General features: G+C 70.4%; 17 protein-coding genes. 8 read left to right on the top strand and 9 right to left on the bottom strand.

The window, feature by feature from the left end:
* Positions 1-165: 165 nt before the first annotated feature.
* The 5 genes from QQM39_RS37060 to QQM39_RS37080 all read right to left on the bottom strand — a co-directional run bounded on the left by QQM39_RS37060 (position 166) and on the right by QQM39_RS37080 (position 6850).
* The gene (locus tag QQM39_RS37060; RefSeq protein WP_302001964.1) at positions 166-1191 is read right to left on the bottom strand and encodes a pentalenene synthase; all 1026 of its coding nucleotides are present in this window, start codon (positions 1189-1191) and stop codon (positions 166-168) included.
* An 805-nt stretch (positions 1192-1996) separates the two neighbouring features.
* Positions 1997-2796 (bottom strand): IS5 family transposase gene (locus tag QQM39_RS37065; protein WP_302003862.1). Its coding sequence is split into 2 segments (ribosomal slippage): positions 1997-2457 and positions 2457-2796, totalling 801 coding nucleotides; the frame shifts between segments, so codons are not numbered across the junction.
* 274 nt (positions 2797-3070) lie between these two features.
* Positions 3071-4630 (bottom strand): amino acid permease, encoded by a 1560-nt coding sequence (locus tag QQM39_RS37070; RefSeq protein ID WP_302001965.1) that lies wholly within the window; start codon positions 4628-4630, stop codon positions 3071-3073.
* Positions 4631-4876: 246 nt separating this feature from the next.
* Complete coding sequence (locus QQM39_RS37075) at positions 4877-5722, bottom strand: siderophore-interacting protein (RefSeq protein WP_302001966.1); 846 nt, start codon at positions 5720-5722, stop codon at positions 4877-4879.
* Positions 5723-5920: 198 nt separating this feature from the next.
* Positions 5921-6850, bottom strand: a complete 930-nt coding sequence (locus QQM39_RS37080; RefSeq protein ID WP_302003863.1) for a 5'-3' exonuclease — start codon at positions 6848-6850, stop codon at positions 5921-5923.
* Between the two features lie 212 nt (positions 6851-7062).
* On the opposite strand from QQM39_RS37080, the gene QQM39_RS37085 reads away from it, so the two are divergent.
* The 4 genes from QQM39_RS37085 to QQM39_RS37100 all read left to right on the top strand — a co-directional run bounded on the left by QQM39_RS37085 (position 7063) and on the right by QQM39_RS37100 (position 12542).
* Positions 7063-8151 (top strand): glycine betaine/L-proline ABC transporter ATP-binding protein, encoded by a 1089-nt coding sequence (locus tag QQM39_RS37085; protein ID WP_302001968.1) that lies wholly within the window; start codon positions 7063-7065, stop codon positions 8149-8151.
* Positions 8144-10774 (top strand): ABC transporter permease/substrate binding protein, encoded by a 2631-nt coding sequence (locus tag QQM39_RS37090; protein WP_302001969.1) that lies wholly within the window; start codon positions 8144-8146, stop codon positions 10772-10774. The genes QQM39_RS37085 and QQM39_RS37090 overlap by 8 nt, the downstream gene beginning before the upstream one ends.
* Positions 10775-11253: 479 nt before the next feature.
* The gene (locus tag QQM39_RS37095; RefSeq protein ID WP_302001970.1) at positions 11254-11823 is read left to right on the top strand and encodes a helix-turn-helix domain-containing protein; all 570 of its coding nucleotides are present in this window, start codon (positions 11254-11256) and stop codon (positions 11821-11823) included.
* Positions 11823-12542 carry a helical backbone metal receptor gene (locus QQM39_RS37100; RefSeq protein ID WP_302001971.1) on the top strand — a complete coding sequence of 240 codons (720 nt, stop codon included), beginning with the start codon at positions 11823-11825 and terminating at the stop codon, positions 12540-12542. Before QQM39_RS37095 ends, QQM39_RS37100 begins: the two co-directional genes overlap by 1 nt.
* Here the strand turns inward: QQM39_RS37100 and QQM39_RS37105 are convergent.
* Entirely contained in the window at positions 12454-13578 is a 1125-nt protein-coding gene (locus QQM39_RS37105; protein ID WP_302001972.1) for a TDT family transporter, read from the bottom strand. The two genes, QQM39_RS37100 and QQM39_RS37105, sit on opposite strands and share 89 nt — an antisense overlap.
* A gap of 70 nt (positions 13579-13648) precedes the next feature.
* Between QQM39_RS37105 and QQM39_RS37110 the strand changes: the two genes are divergently transcribed.
* A complete protein-coding gene (locus QQM39_RS37110) occupies positions 13649-14572 on the top strand; it encodes a LysR family transcriptional regulator (protein ID WP_302001973.1) in 924 nt (307 codons plus the stop codon).
* Positions 14573-14745: 173 nt separating this feature from the next.
* Here QQM39_RS37110 and QQM39_RS37115 read toward each other — a convergent pair whose 3' ends face one another.
* The 3 genes from QQM39_RS37115 to QQM39_RS37125 form a co-directional block, all read right to left on the bottom strand.
* Complete coding sequence (locus tag QQM39_RS37115) at positions 14746-15432, bottom strand: gamma-glutamyl-gamma-aminobutyrate hydrolase family protein (RefSeq protein ID WP_302001974.1); 687 nt, start codon at positions 15430-15432, stop codon at positions 14746-14748.
* A gap of 21 nt (positions 15433-15453) precedes the next feature.
* Positions 15454-16896, bottom strand: a complete 1443-nt coding sequence (gene eat, locus QQM39_RS37120; protein ID WP_302001975.1) for an ethanolamine permease — start codon at positions 16894-16896, stop codon at positions 15454-15456.
* Between the two features lie 169 nt (positions 16897-17065).
* Entirely contained in the window at positions 17066-17821 is a 756-nt protein-coding gene (locus QQM39_RS37125) for a FadR/GntR family transcriptional regulator (RefSeq protein ID WP_302003864.1), read from the bottom strand.
* A gap of 140 nt (positions 17822-17961) precedes the next feature.
* On the opposite strand from QQM39_RS37125, the gene QQM39_RS37130 reads away from it, so the two are divergent.
* From QQM39_RS37130 to QQM39_RS37140, 3 genes are read left to right on the top strand one after another with little or no spacing between them, the layout of a single operon-like run.
* Complete coding sequence (locus QQM39_RS37130) at positions 17962-19326, top strand: glutamine synthetase family protein (RefSeq protein WP_302001976.1); 1365 nt, start codon at positions 17962-17964, stop codon at positions 19324-19326.
* 8 nt (positions 19327-19334) lie between these two features.
* Positions 19335-20708 carry an aldehyde dehydrogenase gene (locus tag QQM39_RS37135; RefSeq protein ID WP_302001977.1) on the top strand — a complete coding sequence of 458 codons (1374 nt, stop codon included), beginning with the start codon at positions 19335-19337 and terminating at the stop codon, positions 20706-20708.
* Positions 20705-21487 (top strand): 3-oxoacyl-ACP reductase, encoded by a 783-nt coding sequence (locus tag QQM39_RS37140; protein ID WP_302001978.1) that lies wholly within the window; start codon positions 20705-20707, stop codon positions 21485-21487. Before QQM39_RS37135 ends, QQM39_RS37140 begins: the two co-directional genes overlap by 4 nt.
* Positions 21488-21496 lie beyond the last annotated feature (9 nt).

Raw genomic sequence — 21496 nt, forward strand, 5'->3', positions numbered from 1 at the left:
CGGCCCCCGCTGGGGAGCCGGGCGGGGCGCTGCAGGTGGTCATCGGGCAGGAGTGCGCTTCCAGCGCTTGAAGCGTCGGTCACCGCCCGGACTGTCTTGTGGGACGGTGCACGGCGGTCAGTCGTCTGCACCGTCCCACGAAACAGCGTTTCTCTGGGCGGGACACTATGGAGACACCGGTGCGAGGTTCGCTGGGTGAAGCTGTCCGGTGACATCCGGGCTCAGGGCGCTGGCGGTGTGTGGGGAATAGCGGCCGTTGTTGCGGCTCCAGTCGTAGCTGCCGCGAATCCACGTGAACATGGCGGTCGCATAGCGTTGGACCTTGTCGGCCTCCGTGCTCGTGAGCCCGAGCCGGGAGCAGAACAGGGGGGTCCGCCTCACCTGTTCAAAGAGCTGGCTGACCGCTGCCTGGACGAGAGTGACGGCCACTCTGATGGCTTCCTGTCGGGAGCAGTCGCGTTGCCGCATGAGGCAGTGCACCAAGTTGGGATCACCTCGTGCGTCGTCGTTCTCCAGGGACATCACCTCGTTGATGAGTTTGACGGCGTCGACAGCCGCTCGTCTCATCGATTCCAGATGGCTGCTGTGCCAAATGATCTGTGGGATCTCGAAGTGCCCCACCCTTTCGGCAAGGTCGAGCGAGGGGATCAGCCCCAGGGTGCGGTGCCCTATCCTCATCCGGGTGGCGAAGTCCTGGGGGGCCCATGTGCGACGGTCGATTTCCTCAGTGAGGTTTCCCGACAGGTAGTCCACCCAGTTGTGGGCGGCCCGTAGCTGCCATTCTTCGGACATGCCCGTCCTGGCTCGGCGCCAGATGTCGGCGAAGGCGCTCACCAGAGGTGCAGCGTGGTCGGCTCCGCGCGGCGAGGGGTGGGTGATGAGTGCGATGAGTTGCTGGCACACGTCGACGGCTTCATCGGCTGTGCGCCCCTCAGGGACGTCAAACAGGTCGTCGAACAGGAAGAACCAGCCCATGGTGTCAAAGGCCAGGTCCAGGTCCTCGCCGGCGGCGTCCGGGTAGCTGTAGGCAGCCAGATCCGCCACTGCCGAGAATACGTAGCGACGGGCGGCACTGTGTCCCAACACCAGTTTCTGCCGGCGCATCCATTCCAGATTGCGGTCCCTGGCGGCTGCCAAACCGGAGTTCAGTCGGGGTGGAATGGGTAAATTGATGGTGATGTTCTGGGGCATGACTCTCTCCCAGTTTCTGCCTCAGCATGCTTATTGGCCCAGGAGGTCGGGTGGTCGTCGCTGCCTGGTGTCTGCGGGTGTCACTGCCTCGGGATCTTTGTCCGGAGGACCATCGAATTCGATCGGTGACGTAGGTGGCTCTCCAACCGAGATGAGCGGTGGCGTCCTCTGCTCGTGCGGCCCGGGTGCCGGCGAGCCGGTCGGAATCGGCCGACGGGCGCATGGGGGGACGGCCCGAGGTAACGGGGAGCGAGCAGAGCCTTTCATGATGCCCTCCGGTTAGCGGAGTCGACCAAGTTCATGAACTACGCGCTGTGCTCCATACGCTGCCACCGCGGCATGGCTGACTCGTGTACGTCTTGGGCCTGTTGACCGAACTGGTCGGCCCGGGCCTCGACCGCCGGACGGCGCGGATAATCGGTGGTCACCCCCGCCACGACCGCGGCGTCGGCGACGCGGTCGTGGATCACCTCCACCTTCCAGTGCCCCTATGGGTTTCGTCAACTGTTCAAGCGAGGCGGGGCTGGTGGAAGGCGTTCGCGGAGCCTCGCGAAGAGCGCGTCCAGCAGAAGCCGGCCTCATATTCTCGGCGACCGAACCGGCGCGTTTCCCGGAGCCGCATTCCCGAGTCGCCATGGGACGCCGTTCCCCGTGGCCAGGCGGTACCGCCCCAGCTCGGCCGGCTCGTTGTAGCGATCCCGAGGCGCACTGCCGAGCATCGCGGGCATCCGGACACCACCCCCATGGGCCCGGGTACGACACGTCTCATGCCGTCAACTCGCCCTGACAGCCCTAAGAAGTCATCTCATTTGGCGAGTCTGCGGTAGCAGATGAGGGTGCAGGCGATGCTGGTGAAGGCCAGGAAGTGGTCGGCTTTGCGCTCGTAGCGTCGGTGGAGGCGGCGGCAGCCGGCGAGCCAGGCCATGGTGCGTTCGATGGTCCAGCGGTGGCGGCCCAGTCGCTGCGAACTCTCGATGCCCTTTCGGGCGATGCGGTGGGTGATGCCACGTTGGCGTAACCATCGACGCAGGTGGGAGTAGTCGTAGCCCTTGTCGGCGTGGAGCTTGCCCGGCCTGCGACGTCGGCGTCCACGGCGGGAACGGATTGGCGGTATGCCCTTCACCAGAGGGATCAGGGCCTGGCTGTCGTGCAGGTTCGCCCCCGAGATTCCGACAGACAAGGGCAGACCGGTCCGCTCGGTGATGAGGTGGATCTTCGACCCGTACTTGCCCCGGTCGACAGGATTCGGACCCGTCAGGTCCCCCTTTTCAGGGCCCGCATGTTCACGGAGTCGATCGCGCAGCGGGTCCAGTCCAACTCGCCGCGAGCGCCGAGCTCGTCGAGGACCAGGCGGTGGAGCTTGGCCCACACCCTGGCCTTCGTCCACTCGGCAAAGCGCCGATGGGCCGTCGCTCCCGACGGCCCGAACGACGCGGACGGCAACTGCTGCCACGTGCAGCCTGACGTCGCCACGAACACGATCGCGGCCAGCACTTCCCGGTCACCATGGCGGCGTCGGCCACCTCCTTGAGGCCGCGAGGGAGCCTCTGGCACCACTCGCTGGAACAAATCCCACAACTCATCCGGCACCAGCCGCTCAACGATCCCCACGAGCTACAGCCTACCGAGTCAGCCAAATGAGATGACTTCTAACTACGCACCATGCGATGGTTTCCGGCCGCCGGAAAGGGCGTGCACCCGGGCGCGTGGGCGGACCCTGTGGCCGCCGCATGCGCGGTCTCATATCCCACGGCCGGTGCGCCGCTGGTCCGGGCCGTTCGCGGCAGCTGGGAAAGCGGTTCGTTGCCGAGGCAGGACATTCGACCCCCGAGCGTCCATGAGGTGCCGCACTCCGGGCTACGAAGACACGACGGCGGCGCTACGGAGTCGGTTCCCGGAGTGCCTCCACAGGTTCCGCAGCAGAGCGCACCCGTTGCGCGCGCGTCAGCCGGAACAGGACCCCGAGCCCCACCGTGACCAGCAGGAACAGCACCGTGAACCACTGGAAGTACCAGTGCCCACCCGCCGGGTCATACACCGCCGCCCGCGGCCAGGCGAGGTTCACGGTCATGACCAGGCCGTACAGCAGCGCGAGGGCGTTGACCGGGACACCCCAGCGGCCGAGGGAGAACAGGCGGGCGCCCGTCTCGTCGGTGCCGTCGGCAGCGAAGCGGCCGCGCAGGCGGGCGATCAGCAGCGGACCGGTCACCATCGCGTACGCCAGGTACAGCATCACGATGCAGGTCGTGCCGATGGCCAGGAACGCCTCCGGCGAGGCGAAGTTGAGCAGCAGCAGGGCCGCCGCGAGGACGCCGACCACCACGGCGGGTGCGGGGGGCATGCCGGTGCGCGGGTTGACCTTCGCGAGGCGGCGGGAGAACGGGAGTTGGCCGTCGCGGGCCATCGAGAACAGCATCCGGCAGGCCGCCGTCTGGATGGCGAGGGTGGCCACCGTGATCGCCACCACCACGTCGGCCAGCAGCGCCCGGCCCACGCCGTCGCCCAGGCTGCTCGTCAGGACGTAGCTCAGGCCGTCGACCGCCAGCCGGCCGTCCGTGAGGCTCGGTGCGGCGAGCAGCCCGCCCAGGACGAGCAGGCCGCCGAGCAGGCCCGCGGCGCCCAGTGCGGTGAGGATCGTGCGGGGCGCGGTGCGGCGCGGATGGCGCGTCTCCTCGCTCATCTCGCCCGCGCTGTCGAAGCCGATCATCACGTACGCCGCCGTGAAGGAGCCGACCAGCAGCGCGCCCAACAGGCCGGACTCGGCGGCGCCTTCGGTGTGGAAGGTGATGCCGGGGGAGCGTTCGGAGTGGGTCAGCAGCAGCGCGATGATGAGGACCGCGCCGATGATCTCGGCGGTCACGCCGACGCGGTTGATCAGCGACAACACGCGGTTGTCCACGAGGTTCACGAGCGTGGTGAGGGCCAGCAGGGCGACGCCGAGCACGGCCGCGTTGGCCGCGCCGTCCGCCGAGGTCGGCGCGGGGTCGGTGCCGATCAGCTGGAAGCCGGACCAGAGGGCCGGCAGCACCATCTGCAGGGCCAGCGCCGCCGCCGCGACCACCACGATCTGCCCGATCACCATGATCCAGCCGGCGAACCAGCCGAAGGTGACGTTCGAGAGCCGCGACGACCACTGGTAGATCGCGCCCGAGATCGGATAGTGCGCCGCCAGTTCCGCGAAGCACGCCGCCACCAGCAACTGCCCGACGAGCACCGCCGGCCAGGCCCAGAAGAAGACGGGACCGCCGAACGCGTACCCGAAGGCGAAGAACTGGAAGACGGTCGTCAGGACGGAGATGAAGGAGAAGCCCGCCGCGAACGACGCGTACCGGCCGAGGCTGCGGTGCAGTTCCTGGCGGTATCCGAAGGCGGCGAGGGAGCGGGCGTCAGGGTCGTGCGGCGGATCGGGGCGAGGGGGGGCGGGGGCGGTGCTCGTCATGGCGGCAACCTGCTTTCGCACAGCGGCGCGAGAGTTCCTGTCGGGCGACAGAAATTAGGGAGGGGCTGTTTCGAATGCATGACGTGCTCATGTCCGAGCCGATCCTAAGTCCTCACGGATGGGCGTCGCAGGCCTCTTGTGGCAGCCGACGGGCTCCCGGGGCGCGGTGCGGCAGCCGACGGGCTCCCAGGGCACAGCGAAGGGGCGGCGCCCGTGAAGGTGCCGCCCCTTGGGGTCCACGCAGGGCTACGCCGCCGGCGCCGTCCCCTCCTGCTCCGCCTCGATCCGCGCGTTCCAGTCCCGCTTGGAGGCCTGCCAGCCGTCCTCGTCGTGGCCGAGCCGCCAGTAGCCGGAGATCGACAGGTCCTCGCGGGGCACACCGCGCTCGACCCGCAGCAGCTGGCGCAGCTGCTTCACGAAGTGCGCCTCACCGTGCACGAACGCGTGCACCCGGCCCTCGGGGAACTCCAGCGCGCGCACGGCCTCGACCAGCGCCTCGCCGACGGGGCGGGAGCCGCGGTGCAGCCAGACGACGTCCACATCGGAGTCGATCTTCTGCTCCTCCTCGGGGCCGGCGATCTCCACGAAGGCGTACGCCCGGGCGCCGTCGGGCAGCGACTCCAAGGAGCGGGCGATCGCGGGCAACGCGCTCTCGTCACCGACGAGCAGATGCCAGTCGGCGCCCGGGTCGGGTGCGTAGGCACCGCCGGGGCCCATGAACCGCACGGTCTCGCCGGGCTGGGCGCGCATCGCCCACGGACCCGCCAGGCCCTCGTCGCCGTGGAGCACGAAGTCCAGCGTGAGTTCACGGTGCTCGGGGTCCCAGGCTCGCACGGTGTACGTCCGGGTCACCGGCCAGTGCTCGCGCGGCAGCTCCTCGCGGATGCGCTCCAGGTCGAAGGGCTCGGGATAGCTCACGCCCTCGGGGGAGAACAGCATCTTCACGTAGTGGTCCGTGCAGGTGTCCGCCGCGAAGTCGGCGAGCCCCTCGCCGCCCAGCACCACACGCTGCATGTGCGGGGTCAGCCGTTCGGTACGGACGACCTGCGCGGAGTGGGGCTTCCGCGGCTTGCGGGCAGGGCGTAGCGCCATCACTGGCCTCCCTCGTTCCAAGCTTAGGTTTACCTAAGTTAGCACCTTCGCTCGGTGAATGGCGCTGTGACTCGCTATGACCCGTTCATGAAAGGGCGCACCTCGCACACACAAGGAACGAATTCCCCGCGCCAGGAACCCCATGCACCGCCTCCGGCCTCCCGCACGCCCGCAGCGTCGCGCGCCCCCCGGGCGTCCTCACGCCCCCAGCGTCACCAGCAGCCGCTGCAGCGACCCGCCCAGCCCCCACCGCACCGCCAACTCGTCCAGCCCCGCCGAATCCCGCGGTGCACGCGGCAGCGCCGTGTCGACGTCGGGCAGCGGGACGTCGGCGGCGACCCGCACCACGGTCGGCGCGACGGCGACGTAGGGTCGCGCCTCGTCCAGCCGCTTGCGCTGCGAGGGCGTGAGCCTGGCCTTCGGGTCGTCGACCGCCGCCATGATCCCGGCCAGGTCACCGAACTCGGCGAGCAGCTTCGCGGCCGTCTTCTCACCGATGCCGGGCACGCCCGGCAGGCCGTCGCTCGGGTCGCCCCGCAGCAGCGCCAGATCCGCGTACCCAGGGCCGTCGACGCCGTACTTCTGGCGCAGCCACGCCTCGTCGGTGAGCTGGAGGGTGCCCACGCCCTTGAGCGGATACAGCACCCGCACCCCGCGCGCGTCGTCCACCAGCTGGTACAGGTCGCGGTCGCCGGTGACGATGTCGACCGGGCCCTTCGCCCGCGCGGTGAAGGTGCCGATCACGTCGTCCGCCTCATACCCCTCCACCCCCACGCGCGCGATGCCGAGCGCGTCGAGGACGGCCTCGATGACCGGCACCTGCGGCGACAGGGTGTCGGGCACCTCCTCCGCGTCCGGCCCGACCTCGTGCTCCTCGGCGACGCGGTGCGCCTTGTAGGAGGGGATCAGCTCGACCCGCCACTGCGGCCGCCAGTCGGCGTCCATGCAGGCCACCAGCGCGTCCGGGCGGTGGTCCTTGACCAGGCGGTCGATGAAGTCGAGGAGCCCGCGCACGGCGTTCACCGGCGTGCCGTCCGGGGCCTTCACGGAGTCCGGGACGCCGAAGTAGGCGCGGAAGTAGAGCGAGGCGGTGTCGAGGAGCATCAGTCGTCCGGTCACGCCACGCATCATGCCGTACGGCACTGACACCGGCCCGCTGGTGCGCAAGCCGCCGCCCTCCCTGCGCAACGTGTTGCGGTGTGCGCGTGCCCTGTGGGCTGGAGCACTTGTGCGTTTGTGCTCAGGGAACGAGGGCAGGCGCCCGCCCGGAGCGACGCGCTTGCGCATTCAACTGTTGCGCCCGTCGCTCCCTTTCATTTGCCGTCGAAACAGAGGTACCCGTGTCATCCAGACTTGAGGCCGAGCATCTCTACAAGGTGTTCGGCAGACGACCGGACGAGGCTGTCGAGCGGCTCCGCCAGGGAGCCGACCGGGAGGAGCTGCGCGCCGACGGCACCACCGCCGCCGTGATCGACGCCTCCTTCACCGTGGAACCGGGCCAGATCTTCGTCGTCATGGGCCTGTCCGGGTCCGGCAAGTCCACCTTGCTGCGCATGCTCAACGGGCTCCTGGAGCCGACCGCGGGTCACGTCCGCTTCGACGGCCAGGACCTGACCGCGCTCGGCGACCGCGAGCTGCGCGCGGTCCGCGCGCAGAAGATCAGCATGGTGTTCCAGCACTTCGCGCTGTTCCCGCACCGCAGCGTCCTGGAGAACGCCGCCTACGGCCTCGGTGTCCAGGGCGTGCCCCGCGCCGAGCGCGAGAGGCGCGCCGCCGAGGCCCTGGAACTGTGCGGTCTGGCCGGCTGGGAGAAGTCATGGCCCGACGAGCTGTCCGGCGGCATGCAGCAGCGCGTCGGCCTGGCCCGCGCGCTCGCCACCGACGCCGACCTGCTCCTCATGGACGAGTCGTTCAGCGCGCTCGACCCGCTGATCCGCCGTGACATGCAGGACCAGCTGCTCCAGCTCCAGCAGACCCTGAAGAAGACGATCGTCTTCATCACCCACGACCTCAACGAGGCCATGCGGCTCGGCGACCGCATCGCGGTCATGCGCGACGGCCGCATCGTCCAGACCGGCAGCGCCGAGGACATCCTGATCCGCCCGGCCAACGACTACGTCGCCTCCTTCATCCAGGACGTCGACCGCTCCCGGGTCCTGACCACGGCGGCCGTCATGGACGAGGACGTCCGCGGCGGCGAGGTCAGCTGCGGCTGCGAGACCGCGACGCCGGACACGCCGTTCACCGAGCTCTGCGCGATCAGCGCCCGCCTGACGCACCCCGTGGCAGTCCTCGACGCCAAGGGGAAACTCGTCGGCCGCGTCCCCAGGCAACGCCTCATCGGCCTCCTCGGCGACCAGCAGGGCGAGCCCGAACCCTGCGACAACCCGCGCGGCGCCCGCGACGGGAAGGTGATCGCCAATGCCTAGGATCCACTTCGGAGACTGGATCGAAAACCTGGTGGACTGGCTGCAGTCCCACCTGACCTGGGTTTTCGACATCGTCAAGGCGGTCCTCGGCGGCATGTACGACGCGGTCGACGCCGTCCTCGGCGGCGGCGAGCCGCTGCTGACGGCCGGCATCCTCGCCGTGATCGCGTGCTGGCTGCGCGGTCTGCTGCCCGGTGCGCTGGCCTTCGTCGGCCTCGCCCTGATCGACTCGCTCGGCCTGTGGGACGACGCGATGCACACGCTCTCGCTCGTCCTCGTCGCCGCGGTCATCACCATCGTGTTCGCGGTGCCGCTGGGCATCTGGGCCGCCCGCAGCAACCGGGTCAGCGCCCAGCTGCGGCCGGTGCTGGACGTCATGCAGACGATGCCGGCCTTCATCTACCTCATCCCCGGCGTCATGTTCTTCGGCGTCGGCACCACCCCCGGCCTCCTCGCGACGATCATCTTCGCCATGCCGCCGGGCGTGCGGATGACCGAGCTGGGCATCCGGCAGGTGGACGGCGAACTGATCGAGGCGGCCGAGGCGTTCGGCACCAGCCCGCGCACCACCCTGGCCCGCGTCCAGCTGCCGCTCGCGCTGCCGACGATCATGGCCGGCGTCAACCAGGTCATCATGCTGGCCCTGTCGATGGTGGTCATCGGCGGCATGGCCGGTGCCGGCGGCCTCGGTGAGCAGGTCTACTCCGCCATCACCCAGCTCAAGGTCGGCCTGGCCGCCGAGAGCGGTGTGGCCGTGGTCATCCTCGCGATGTACCTGGACCGGATGACCGGCGCGCTGGGCCGGCGGGTCTCCCCGCTCGGCCGCCGCGCCGCGGCCAAAGCGGCGGTCGCCGCCGCGGGCCGCTTCAAGCTCGCCCACTACAAGCCGGGCGGCGCGGTGGCGGTCGTCGGCGTCGTGGTCCTCGCCCTCGTCGCCGGCGGCATGAACCTGGCCGGCTCCGGCGGCAGCGAGCAGACCGCCGCCGGGAACAGCACGAACGTGGGCCAGGGCAAGAAGATCAACATCGGCTACATCCCCTGGGACGAGGGCACCGCCACCACATACCTGTGGAAGGAGCTCCTGGAGCAGCGCGGCTACGAGACCGACGTCAAGCAGCTCGACCCCGGCCCGCTCTACTCGGGCGTGGCCCGCGGCGACATCGACTTCCAGACCGACGCCTGGCTGCCGACCACACACAAGGCGTACTGGGACAAGTACAGCTCCCAGCTCGACGATCTCGGCGCCTGGTACGGGCCGACGTCCCTGGAGTTGACAGTCCCCTCCTATGTGAAGGGCGTCGATTCGCTGGCCGATCTGAAGGGTCAGGGGAAGAAGTTCGGCGGGAAGATCATCGGTATCGAGGCGAGCGCCGGGATGATGGGCACGCTGAACAAGTCGGTGCTGAAGGCGTACGGCCTGGACGGTGAGTACAAGGTCGTCTCGTCGAGTACGTCGTCGATGCTGGCGGAGCTGGACCGGTCGATCAAGAAGCGTGAGCCCGTCGTGGTGACGCTGTGGTCGCCGCACTGGGCCTACGGCAAGTACGACCTGAAGAAGCTCAAGGACCCGGAGGGCGCCTGGGGCAAGGGCGAGCAGATCCACACCGTCGCGCACAAGGGCTTCGACAAGAAGGACCCGACCGCCGCGAAGTGGCTGAAGGACTTCAAGCTCACCGAGACGCAACTGACCAGCCTGGAGAACGACATCCGCGCGGCGGGCGAGGGCCAGGAGCAGGACGGCGTGCGCACCTGGCTGAAGAAGAACCCCGGCCTGGTCGACAAGCTCGCCCCGGTTCCCGGCGGCGCGAAGGCGCAGGGCAAGGACGCGGGCAAGACCGTCGACATGGGCTACTTCCCGTGGGACGAGGCCATCGCCGCCACCTACCTCTGGCAGAACATCCTGGAGGACCGCGGCTACAAGCCGAACGTCAAGCAGCTCGACCCCGGCCCGCTCTACACCTCGCTCGCGCAGGGGCAGATGGATGTCCAGCTGGACGGCTGGCTGCCGACCACGCACAAGGAATATGTGGACCGCTTCAAGGGGAAGTTGGACGACCTCGGGCCGTGGTACGGGCCGACGTCATTGGAGTTGACAGTCCCCTCCTATGTGAAGGGCGTCGATTCGCTGGCCGATCTGAAGGGTCAGGGGAAGAAGTTCGGCGGGAAGATCATCGGTATCGAGGCGAGCGCCGGGATGATGGGCACGCTGAACAAGTCGGTGCTGAAGGCGTACGGCCTGGACGGTGAGTACAAGGTCGTCTCGTCGAGTACGTCGTCGATGCTGGCGGAGCTGGACCGGTCGATCAAGAAGCGTGAGCCCGTGGTCGTGACGCTGTGGACGCCGCACTGGGCCTACGGCAAGTACGACCTGAAGAAACTCAAGGACCCGAAGGGCGCCTGGGGCAAGGGCGAGCAGATCCACACCGTGGCCAAGAAGGACTTCGGCCGGGAATTCCCCGAACTGAACGGCTGGCTGAAGGACTTCAAGCTCACCGAGGAGCAACTCGCCTCACTGGAGGTGGAGATCCAGAAGGGCGGCGCCGGAAACGAGAAGGAATCCGCACGCCGTTGGATGGACGCCCATCCGGGTATCGAGGACGAGCTGGCGCCTGTGACGGGATAGCTCCGCGGGCCCGACGTAGAGAAATGCGCCGGGTGCGGGATTCACGCGTATGTGAATCCCGCACCCGTTTCTGTTTGCGTCACCACCGCCCTGGGCCGGACCGAGACCTGTCCATGCCTACGAGAAGGATCCGGCCAACCACACAGCGCTACGCCACCACCCGAGTCCCGCAGCCTCGGCCAGGCACTCCACCGGCGACCAAGAGGGAACACGGGAGGCCGCCGCAGCATTGAAATGAACACGGGGTACTCGTGCTGATCGGGAGTCAGCGGTGCCGCGCGGGCGGCCGTCACGTCCGGGGCGCCGATCCCGCTGGCGCGAACCGATGGGTCGTACTCCCCCTGAGGTGTCGTCGATGTGACGGGCGCATGAAACGGTTTGCCGAACATGCGTAGGGTGCAGAGAACTCAACAGAAGGTGTGCGCCGGGAGGCGGACGCGAGGACATCGGACCGACGAGCGAAGGAGGGAGCCGGAGCGATGGGCGACCACAAAGAACAGTCCCTTCGAGTGGGCGCGGCCGTACGGCGGCGTCGTCGCGCCCTGGACCTCACCCTTGCCGTCGTCGCCGAGCGCAGCGGCCTGTCGGTGCCCTTCCTGAGCCAGGTCGAGAACGACCGGGCACGCCCCAGCCGAAGCTCCCTGGAAAAGGTCGCCGACGCCCTGCGTACGACCGCCGTGGAGCTCCTCGCCGCCGCCGACCCGGCATGCAGTGTCGACGTGGTGCGGGCCGAGTCCACCGAGCTGGAGCCGGAACCGCGGATGCGTTCCCTGGTGCGCGGTCACCATCAGATGCATGCCTCGGAGTTCACCGGCGACCATGACGCGGGCCGTGAATTCCAGTACCGCAACGACCAGTTGATGTACGTCGCCGACGGCGCCGTGGAGATCGAGGCCGAGGGCCGCGCCTACCGGCTCGGCCGGGGCGACACCCTGTACCTCACCGGCGGGGTGCGCCACCGCTGGCGGGCGACCGTGCCGGACACACGCGTGGTCGTCGTCGCGGTGGCGGAGCACATCGAGGCGGTCCGGGACCGGCCGGGGCGCTGATGCGCGTCGTCTGTCTGGTGCCGTCCCTGACGGAGGCGGTGGCCGTCTCGGCCCCCGGCGCTCTTGTCGGCGCCACGGACTGGTGCACCCATCCGGCCGACCTGGACGTCACCCGTGTCGGCGGCACCAAGAACCCCAAGCTCGACCGGATCGTCGCCCTCGCCCCCGACCTGGTGATCGCCAACGAGGAGGAGAACCGCGAGCCCGACCTCGCCGCCCTCCGCGCGGCCGGCATCGAGGTCCTGGTGACCGAGGTGCGGGACGTCCCGGGGGCCTTCCGGGAACTGGCGCGCGTGCTGGACGCCTGCGGGGTGACGGCCCGCCCGCGCTGGCTGGACGAGGCGGAGCGGACCTGGTCGTCGCTTCCGCTCCCCGAACGCCGTACGACGGCCGTGGTCCCGATCTGGCGGCGCCCCTGGATGGTGCTGGGCCGCGACACCTTCGCGGGCGACGTACTGACCCGCCTCGGCGTGGACCACCTCTACGCGACGCACGAGGACCGCTACCCCCGCATCCCGCTGGACGACCTGCGAGCGGCGGCCCCCGACGTCGTCGTCCTCCCCGACGAGCCGTACCGCTTCACGGCCGAAGACGGCCCGGAGGCCTTCCCCGGCCTGCCCTGTGCGCTCGTCAGCGGACGGCACCTGACGTGGTACGGCCCGTCACTGGCCGAGGCACCGCGGGTGCTGGCCGAGGCCCTGCGAGCAGCGCACCGCTGAGCAGCCCGCGGGCGGTGCATACGGCGGCGACGGCCCAGGCGCCGACGAGCACGACATACAGCCCGACGGAGATCCATCCGTACACCACGAGCCCGGTGTGCCGGGCCAGTGCCGCGGCGCCGGTGACACAGGTGCCGACGGGGAAGGTGAACGCCCACCACGTCATCGCGAACCTCATGCCGTGCCGCCGTGCCCGCAGCACATGGGCGGTGGCGAGCCCGAACCACAGGAGCGCGAAGCCCAGGACGGGCACGCCGTAGAGCACGGCGAGAACACCGAAGCCCTGGCTGTAGGGGCTCGCGACCACGCCGGGGGCGATGTCGGCGAACATGCCGACGGCGGTGGTGGACTGCCCGAGCGGGCCCAGCACCAGGAACAGGGTCGGGGTGAGGGCGAGGGGCAGGGGCCCGCCGGCGACCAGCCGGGCGAAGACCAGCGGCAGCATCAGCAGGGTGGCGAGGAGACTCAGCCCGAACATCGCGAAGCAGGCGAGCAGCAGGGTCTCCTGGGCCTGGCCGGGCGGCAGATGCGGCACCAGGAGCGGCCCGAGCGCGGCGGACACCATGGGCGCGACGAGCGGCAACAGCCACACGGGCGTGGCTTGCGACGGCTCGATGCGATGGCGTACGGCCATGAGGTACGGGACGGCGATCGCCGCCGCCAGCCCGAGGACCGTACCGGCGGTGAAGAGGACGGCGTCGAGGGCGACCGCCGCTCCCACCCCGATCCAGTCCCGGCCCACGGTGACGGCACCGCCGCCGACGGCCGACAGGGCCATGGCCAGGCAGCCGTAGAAGGGCGCCGTGGCCGGGTCGAGGAGGTGGGCGCGGGCCTGGTCGCGGTGGTGGGTCCAGTGCAGGGCACGGGCGCCGAGCAGGGTGACGAGCAGGGCCAGGGAGAAGGCCCAGACGGCCGTGCAGGCGGTACGCAGGCCGGGGAGGTGCAGCGGCAGTCCGGCTCCGGCGGTGGCGACGGCGGCGGTGCCCATGACGGACGCGTACCAGTTGGGTCCGAGATGACGGACGGCGGTGACCATGCGCTCAGCGTCGCCGCGTGGGTTGCCTGCCACCAGGGAGTCTGCCTCTATGGCGACATAAACTGGGCTTATGACTCAAGCGGCGGAGGGGCAGTTTCGCGCGGGAACCCTGGCACATCGTGTCCCGGATCTCGGCGCGCTGGAGCTGTTGCTGGCGGTGGCGCGGCTCGGCAGTCTCGGCGGGGCGGCGCGAGAACTCGGCATCACCCAGCCGGCGGCGAGCAGCCGGATCCGGTCGATGGAACGGCAGCTGGGCGTGGCCCTGGTGGACCGGTCACCGAGGGGGTCGCGGCTCACGGACGCCGGGGCGCTGGTGACGGACTGGGCGCGGCGCGTCGTGGAGGCCGCCGAGGCCTTCGACGCGGGTGCGCAGGCGCTGCGGGACCGGCGTGACTCGCGGCTGCGGGTGGCGGCGAGCATGACGATCGCGGAGTACCTGCTGCCGGGCTGGCTCCTCGCGCTGCGCGCCCAGCGCCCGGACACGGCGGTGTCGCTGCTCGCCGGGAACTCGGCGGCCGTCGCGGAGCGGCTGCTGGCGGACGAGGCGGACCTGGGGTTCGTGGAGGGGCTGACCGCCCCGACCGGGCTGGACTCCGTGGTCATCGCCCACGACAACCTGATCGTGGTGACCGCGCCGGGGCACGCCTGGTCCCGCCGCCGACGCCCCCTGGAGGCTTCGGAGCTCGCGGTGACTCCGCTGATCCTGCGGGAGAAGGGTTCGGGTACGCGGCAGGTCCTGGACGCGGCGCTGGGCGGGCTGGCCCGGCCCCTGATCGAGCTGTCCTCGACCACCGCGGTCAAGGCGGCGGCGGTGAGTGGGGCGGGGCCTGCGGTGCTGAGCGAGCTCGCGGTGGGGGAGGAGCTGGCGATGCGGCGGCTGGTGAGTGTGCCGGTGGCGGATGTGTCCCTGGCGCGGGACCTGCGGGCGGTGTGGCCGACGGGGCACCGTCCGGTGGGGCCGGCCCGGGACCTGCTGTCGCTGACGCGGGGGTAGTTTGTCGCCCCCGCCGCCCCTACCCGTCCCATCCTGAAGGGGCGGAGGGGCTGGATCTTTCAGCCCGTCCGGCGTTTGAGGACGAGGCCCGTTCAGGGCCGCAGCGGGGGCCTGGGGGCCGCAGGCCCCCAGGGATGGGACGGGTAGGGGCGGCGGGGGCGAAAACCTCTGCGTCAGCCACCAGCCGCCCGCACCAACCCCCGCATCACCCGCAGATCATCACCCATCTCCGGATGCCACTGCACGCCCAGCACCCAAGACGCAGAGGGAAGTTCGATCGCCTCCACCGTCCCGTCCTCCGCGTACGCCGACGCCACCAGGCCCGCACCCAGACGATCCACCGCCTGATGGTGATACGTCGGCACGGACGCCGCCTCCGGCACCACCCCGGCGTACAGACTCCCCGGCACCGGCTTCACGGTGTGGCTGCCGAAGACGCCCACGACCTCCGCATGCCCGTCGAGGTGCTGCACGAGCGTGCCGCCGAGGGCGACGTTCAGCAGCTGCATCCCCCGGCAGATCCCCAGCACAGGGACCCCCGCGGCCAACGCCGCGTCGATCAGCGCCAGCTCCCAGGCGTCCCGCGCCCGCGCCGGCGGCCCGGTGCGCGGATGCGGCTCGGCGCCGTACCGTACGGGCTCCACGTCGGGGCCGCCCGCGATGACCAGCCCGTCCAGCCGGGCCACGGCCGCGGCCGCGTGCGCCGGGTCGTCCGGCGGCAGCATCGCGGCCAGGCCGCCGGCCCGCTGCACCAGCCGGGGATAGCCGACCGGCAGCAGCGCCGCGTCCAGCTCCCACACACCCCAGCGCGCACCGGACTCCAGATAGGTGCTGACACCGATCAACGGCCTGGCCACCACAACTCCCTCACAGTCGACGTCTCAGTCCCGTGCCAACTCTGCCTCGGCCGCCGCCAGCGCCGCGAACTCCTCCTCCGGCGCCTGCGCCACCAGCCGCTTACGGCTGTACAGACCGAAGTACCCGACGGCCACGACGTACACCGCCAGCGCGATCAACGCCGCCGTCACGTCCACCAGGAACGTGGCCACCAGCGCCGCGCAGGCCAGCACCAGGGCGACCGACGACGTCAGCACCCCGCCCGGTGTGCGATACGGTCGCGCGAGCTCGGGCTCCCTGCGGCGCAGCACGATGTGCGACAGGGACATCAGCGCGTAGGAGATGGTCGCGCCGAAGACCGCGATGTTCAGCATCCGGGCGCCGTCACCCGACACCGCCGCCAGCAGGAAGCCGATCGTGCCGGGCACCAGCAGGCCCAGGTACGGCGCCTTGCGGCGGCTGGTGAGGGACAGGAAGCGGGGCAGGTAGCCCGCGCGGGAGAGAGCGAACAGCTGCCTCGAGCCGGCGTAGATCAGGGAGAAGAACGACGCCACCAGGCCCGCCAGGCCCGCGTAGTTCACGATCCGGCTCAGGGTCGTCGCCTCGCCGTCCGGCTGGAGCGCCTCCACCAGCGGGTTGCCCGCCTCCTGGATCGCCGCGGAACCGCGCGCCCCGGCCGCCGCGAAGAAGGTGACCACCGCCAGCACCACCAGGATGGCCATCGACCAGCGGATCGCCTTCGGCAGCGTACGGGCCGGCTCCTTGGTCTCCTCGGCCGCCAGCGGCACGCCCTCGACGCCCAGGAAGAACCACATGCCGAACGGGAACGCCGCCCAGATGCCGAGCAGGCCGAACGGCAGCCAGGAACTCGACCCCGCCGCCGACGTGTCGACCGGGATGTCGTCCAGCCCGGCCAAGGAGAAGTCCGGCAGCGCCGCCAGCGCGAACACGACCAGGGCGACCACCGCGATGCCGGTGACCACGAAGCTGAAGCGCAGCGCCTCGCCCACGCCCCACAGGTGGATACCGAGGAAGATCGCGAAGCAGACCAGGTACATCGGCCAGCCGGACTCCAGGCCGAACAGGCCCAGCGACTCGACGTAGTCGCCGATGAAGATGACGATGGCGGCGGGTGCGAGGACGTACTCGATGAGGATCGCCGTACCGGTCAGGAAGCCGCCCCAGGGGCCGAGCGCCCGCCGGGCGAAGCCGTAGCCGCCGCCCGCCGTGGGCAGGATCGAGGACAGCTCGGCGAGGGCGAAGACCATGCAGGCGTACATCGCCCCCATGAGCACCATGGCGATCGCCAGGCCCCCGAAGCCGCCCTCGGCCAGGCCGAAGTTCCAGCCCGAGTAGTCGCCGGAGACGACATAGGCGACGCCGAGACCGGTCAGCAGCACCCAGCCGGCGCTGCCGCGGCGCAGCGTTCTGCGCTCCAGATAGTCGTCCGCCTCGGGGGCGGGTGTGCTGGTGGATTCCAGGGACATGGGTGGACTCCCCACGGGTGGCGGACACCGGGCATTTCCGGGCACGGTGGGGTCGACCGAGCTCCGGCTCAATGGAATGGATCCATACCTTTGCGGGGTTGGGCGGGGGATGGCAATACCCGTGCGTTAATCGCCCGTAAATCCTCGGCCCGCCGGGCGTCGGTGCGGTTCAGCCCAGGAAGCCCCGCAGCAACGCCGCCGTACCCCCGCAGTGCTCGCGCATGATCTCCCGCGCGCACTCCGCGTTGCCCTCGACCACGGCCTCCACCAGGGCGGTGTGCTGCCGCTGGGAGTGCTCCAGGTTGCGTACCAGGAGCGGGATGCAGTCGAGCAGGTCGTTGACCGTGGCACGGACGGCCGCGTACTGGGCGGTGAGCGTGGGGGAGCCGGACAGCTCGGCGAGGGTCAGGTGCAGCAGCGTGTCCAGGCGGCGGTACTCGGCGAGCGGGGCGTCGTGCGTGCGCGCCAGGGCCTCGCGCAGCCGGTCGGCCTGCTCCTCGTCCAGCCCGTGCGCCGCGCACAGCCCGGCCGCGCCCACCTCCAGGACCTCGCGGAAGCGCAGCGTGTCCTCGACGTCCACGTCCTTCAGGCGGCGGCGCAGCTCCTCCTCGCCGGGGGTCTCGGGGCGCGGCAGCACGAACGTGCCGCCGTAGCGCCCGCGCCGCGACTCGACCAGGCCCTGGTCCTGGAGCACCTTCAGCACCTCGCGCAGCGTCACCCGGCTGATCCCGAGCCGGTCGGCCAGCTCGCGCTCCGCGGGCAGCCGTTCGCCGCCGGGCACCAGGCCGAGCCGGACGACCTGGAGGATCTGCTCCAGGGCCTCCTCGAAGCCGTTGCCGGCTCGCACCGGCCGCAGCACCGACGTCAGCCGGTCGTCGGCCTCGGGCGCTCCGGACGCCCCGTGCTCCGTGCCCGCCTGCGGCATGTGGTCGGACTGCGGTGTGTGATCGGACTGCGACGCGTGATCGGACTGCGGCATGTGGCCGGACCCCCTTCCCAATCAATGGTCCCCGGCAATACCTTATGGCTCCCGGCTGACCGAAGTAGCCGAATGGAGGCTCTCCCGTGGCAGACCGCACACCCCCGCTGAGCGTCGAGGCGCTGCACGCCCTCGTCGCGAGCGGTGAGATCGACACTGTCGTCCTGGCCTTCCCCGATATGCAAGGGCGGCTCCAGGGCAAGCGGTTCGCCGCCCGCTTCTTCCTCGACGAGGTCCTGCACCACGGCACCGAGGGCTGCAACTACCTCCTCGCCGTCGACACCGAGATGAACACCGTCGACGGCTACGCGATGTCCTCCTGGGACCGGGGCTACGGCGACTTCGCCATGCACCCCGACCTGGCCACGCTCCGCCGCCTGCCCTGGAACGCCGGTACGGCCATGCTCGTCGCCGACCTCGCCTGGAGCGACGGCTCGCCCGTGGTCGCCGCACCCCGCCAGATCCTGCGCCGCCAGCTGGAGCGCCTCGCCGAACACGGCTACACGGCCAAGGTCGGCACCGAGCTGGAGTTCATCGTCTTCAAGGACACCTACGAGCAGGCCTGGGACGCGAACTACCGCGGCCTCACGCCGGCCAACCAGTACAACATCGACTACTCGGTCCTCGGCACCGGCCGTATCGAGCCCCTGCTCCGTCGCATCCGCAATGACATGACCGGCGCCGGCCTCACCGTCGAGTCCGCCAAGGGCGAGTGCAACCCGGGCCAGCACGAGATCGTGTTCAAGTACGACGACGCCCTGGTCACCTGCGACCAGCACGCCATCTACAAGACCGGTACCAAGGAGATCGCCGCCCAGGAGGGCGTCTCGATCACCTTCATGGCCAAGTACAACGAGCGCGAGGGCAACTCCTGCCACATCCACCTCTCGCTCGCGGACGCCGCCGGCAACAACGTCATGGCCGGGGACAGCGAGGGCGGCATGTCCGACGTCATGCGCCACTTCCTCGCCGGACAGCTGGCGGCCCTGCGGGACTTCTCGCTCCTCTACGCCCCCAACATCAACTCCTACAAGCGGTTCCAGCCGGGCTCCTTCGCCCCGACCGCCGTCGCCTGGGGTTACGACAACCGCACCTGCGCCCTGCGCGTCGTCGGCCACGGCCGCTCGATGCGCTTCGAGAACCGGCTCCCCGGCGGCGACGTCAACCCGCACCTCGCCGTCGCCGGACTGGTCGCGGCCGGCCTCTACGGCATCGAGCAGAAACTGGAGCTGCCCGAGCCCTGCCCCGGCAACGCCTACGCCGCCGACTTCGAGCACGTCCCGACGACCCTGCGCGAGGCCGCCGAGCTCTGGGAGAACAGCCCGATCGCCAAGGCCGCCTTCGGCGACGAGGTCGTCGCGCACTACCGCAACATGGCGCGCGTCGAGCTGGACGCCTTCGACGCCGCGGTCACCGACTGGGAGCTGCGCCGCTCCTTCGAACGCATGTGAGGCCCTTCTTGTCCGACCAGCTCCAGGTACTCAATCCGGCCACCGAAGAGGTCGTCGCCACCGTCCCGGCCGCCACCGCGGCCGACGTCGACGCCGCCGTCGTACGGGCCACGAAGGCGCAGTCCGGATGGGCCGCCCTCGCACCCGGTGAACGCGCCCGGCTGCTGCGCCGGTTCGCCGTCGCCGTCGACGAACACCTCGAAGAACTCGCCCAGTTGGAGGTCCGCGAGGCCGGGCACACCGTCGGCAACGCCCGCTGGGAGGCGGGCAACGTCCGCGATCTGCTCGACTACGCGGCCGGGGGAGTGGAGCGGCTGACGGGGCACCAGATCCCGGTCCCCGGCGGCCTGAACGTCACGATCCTCGAACCACTCGGCGTCGTCGGCGTCATCGCACCCTGGAACTTCCCGATGCCGATCGCGGCCTGGGGCACGGCCCCGGCGCTCGCGGCCGGCAACGCGGTCGTCCTCAAGCCCGCCGAGACGACCCCGCTGACGGCCCTGCGGCTGGCGGAGCTGGCCCTGGAGGCCGGGCTTCCGGAGGGCCTGTTCCAGGTGCTCCCCGGCCACGGTCCCGTCGCGGGCAACGCCCTCGTCGAGCATCCGGGCGTCGCGAAGATCGTCTTCACGGGGTCAACGGCCGTGGGCAAACAGGTGTTGGCGAAGGGCTCGGCGCTCCTCAAACGCGTCACCCTCGAACTCGGCGGCAAGAGCCCCAACATCGTCTTCGCCGACGCCGACCTCGAAGCCGCCGCGGCCGCCACCCCCATGTCCTTCCTCGACAACTCCGGCCAGGACTGCTGCGCCCGCACCCGCATCCTCGTCCAGCGCTCCGCCTACGACCGCTTCCTGGAGCTGCTGAGCCCCGCGATCGAGGCGGTGACGGTCGGCGACCCGGCCGACGAGAAGACCGACATGGGCCCGCTGATCTCCAAGTCCCAGCTGGACCAGGTCCGTTCGTACGTCACCGACGACCTGAACGGCATCCGCGGCAAGGCCCCCGAAGGCCCCGGCTTCTGGTTCCCGCCCACCGTCCTCACCGGCGTCGACCCGCACGCGCGCGTGGCCGTCGAGGAGGTCTTCGGACCCGTCGCCGTGGTGCTCCCCTTCGAGGACGAGGCAGAGGCCGTGGCCCTCGCCAACGCCACCGACTACGGCCTCTCCGGCTCCATCTGGACCCGCGACGTCGGCCGCGCCCTGCGCGTCTCCCAGGCGGTCCGGGCCGGCAACCTGTCCGTCAACTCCCACTCCAGCGTTCGCTACTGGACCCCCTTCGGCGGCTTCAAGCAGTCCGGCATCGGCCGCGAGCTGGGCCCGGACGCCCTGACCGCCTTCACCGAAACCAAGAACGTCTTCATCAGCACGGAAGGCCCCGCACAGTGACCGAAGCAATCGTGTGCCGTCGCCTCGTCGGCCGTACGGCCGTCATCACCGGAGCCGGCAGCGGCATCGGCCTCGCCACCGCCCGCCGACTCGCCTCCGAGGGCGCCCACGTCGTCTGCGGCGACGTCGACGAACAGCGCGGCAAGGCCGCCGCCGAGGAGCTGGGCGGGATCTTCGTCAAGGTCGACGTCACCGACCCCGAGCAGGTCGAGGCGCTGTTCAAGACGGCGTACGACACCTACGGCAGCGTCGACATCGCCTTCAACAACGCCGGTATCTCGCCGCCCGACGACGACTCCATCCTGGAGACCGGCCTGGAGGCCTGGAAGCGCGTCCAGGAGGTCAACCTGACCTCCGTCTACCTGTGCTGCAAGGCGGCCATCCCCTACATGCGGCAGCAGGGCAAGGGCTCCATCATCAACACGGCTTCCTTCGTGGCGAGGATGGGCGCCGCCACGTCCCAGATCTCGTACACGGCCTCCAAGGGCGGCGTCCTGGCCATGTCCCGCGAACTGGGCGTGCAGTTCGCCCGCGACGGCATCCGGGTCAACGCCCTGTGCCCCGGCCCGGTCAACACCCCGCTGCTCCAGGAGCTGTTCGCCAAGGACCCGGAGCGCGCCGCGCGCCGCCTCGTCCACATCCCGGTCGGCCGTTTCGCCGAGGCCGAGGAGATCGCCGCCGCGGTCGCCTTCCTGGCCAGCGACGACTCCTCGTTCGTGAACGCCACCGACTTCCTGGTCGACGGCGGAATCTCCGGGGCGTACGTCACGCCGCTGTAGGCCGCCCTA

Source organism: Streptomyces sp. DT2A-34, assembly GCF_030499515.1.
Taxonomy (GTDB): domain Bacteria; phylum Actinomycetota; class Actinomycetes; order Streptomycetales; family Streptomycetaceae; genus Streptomyces.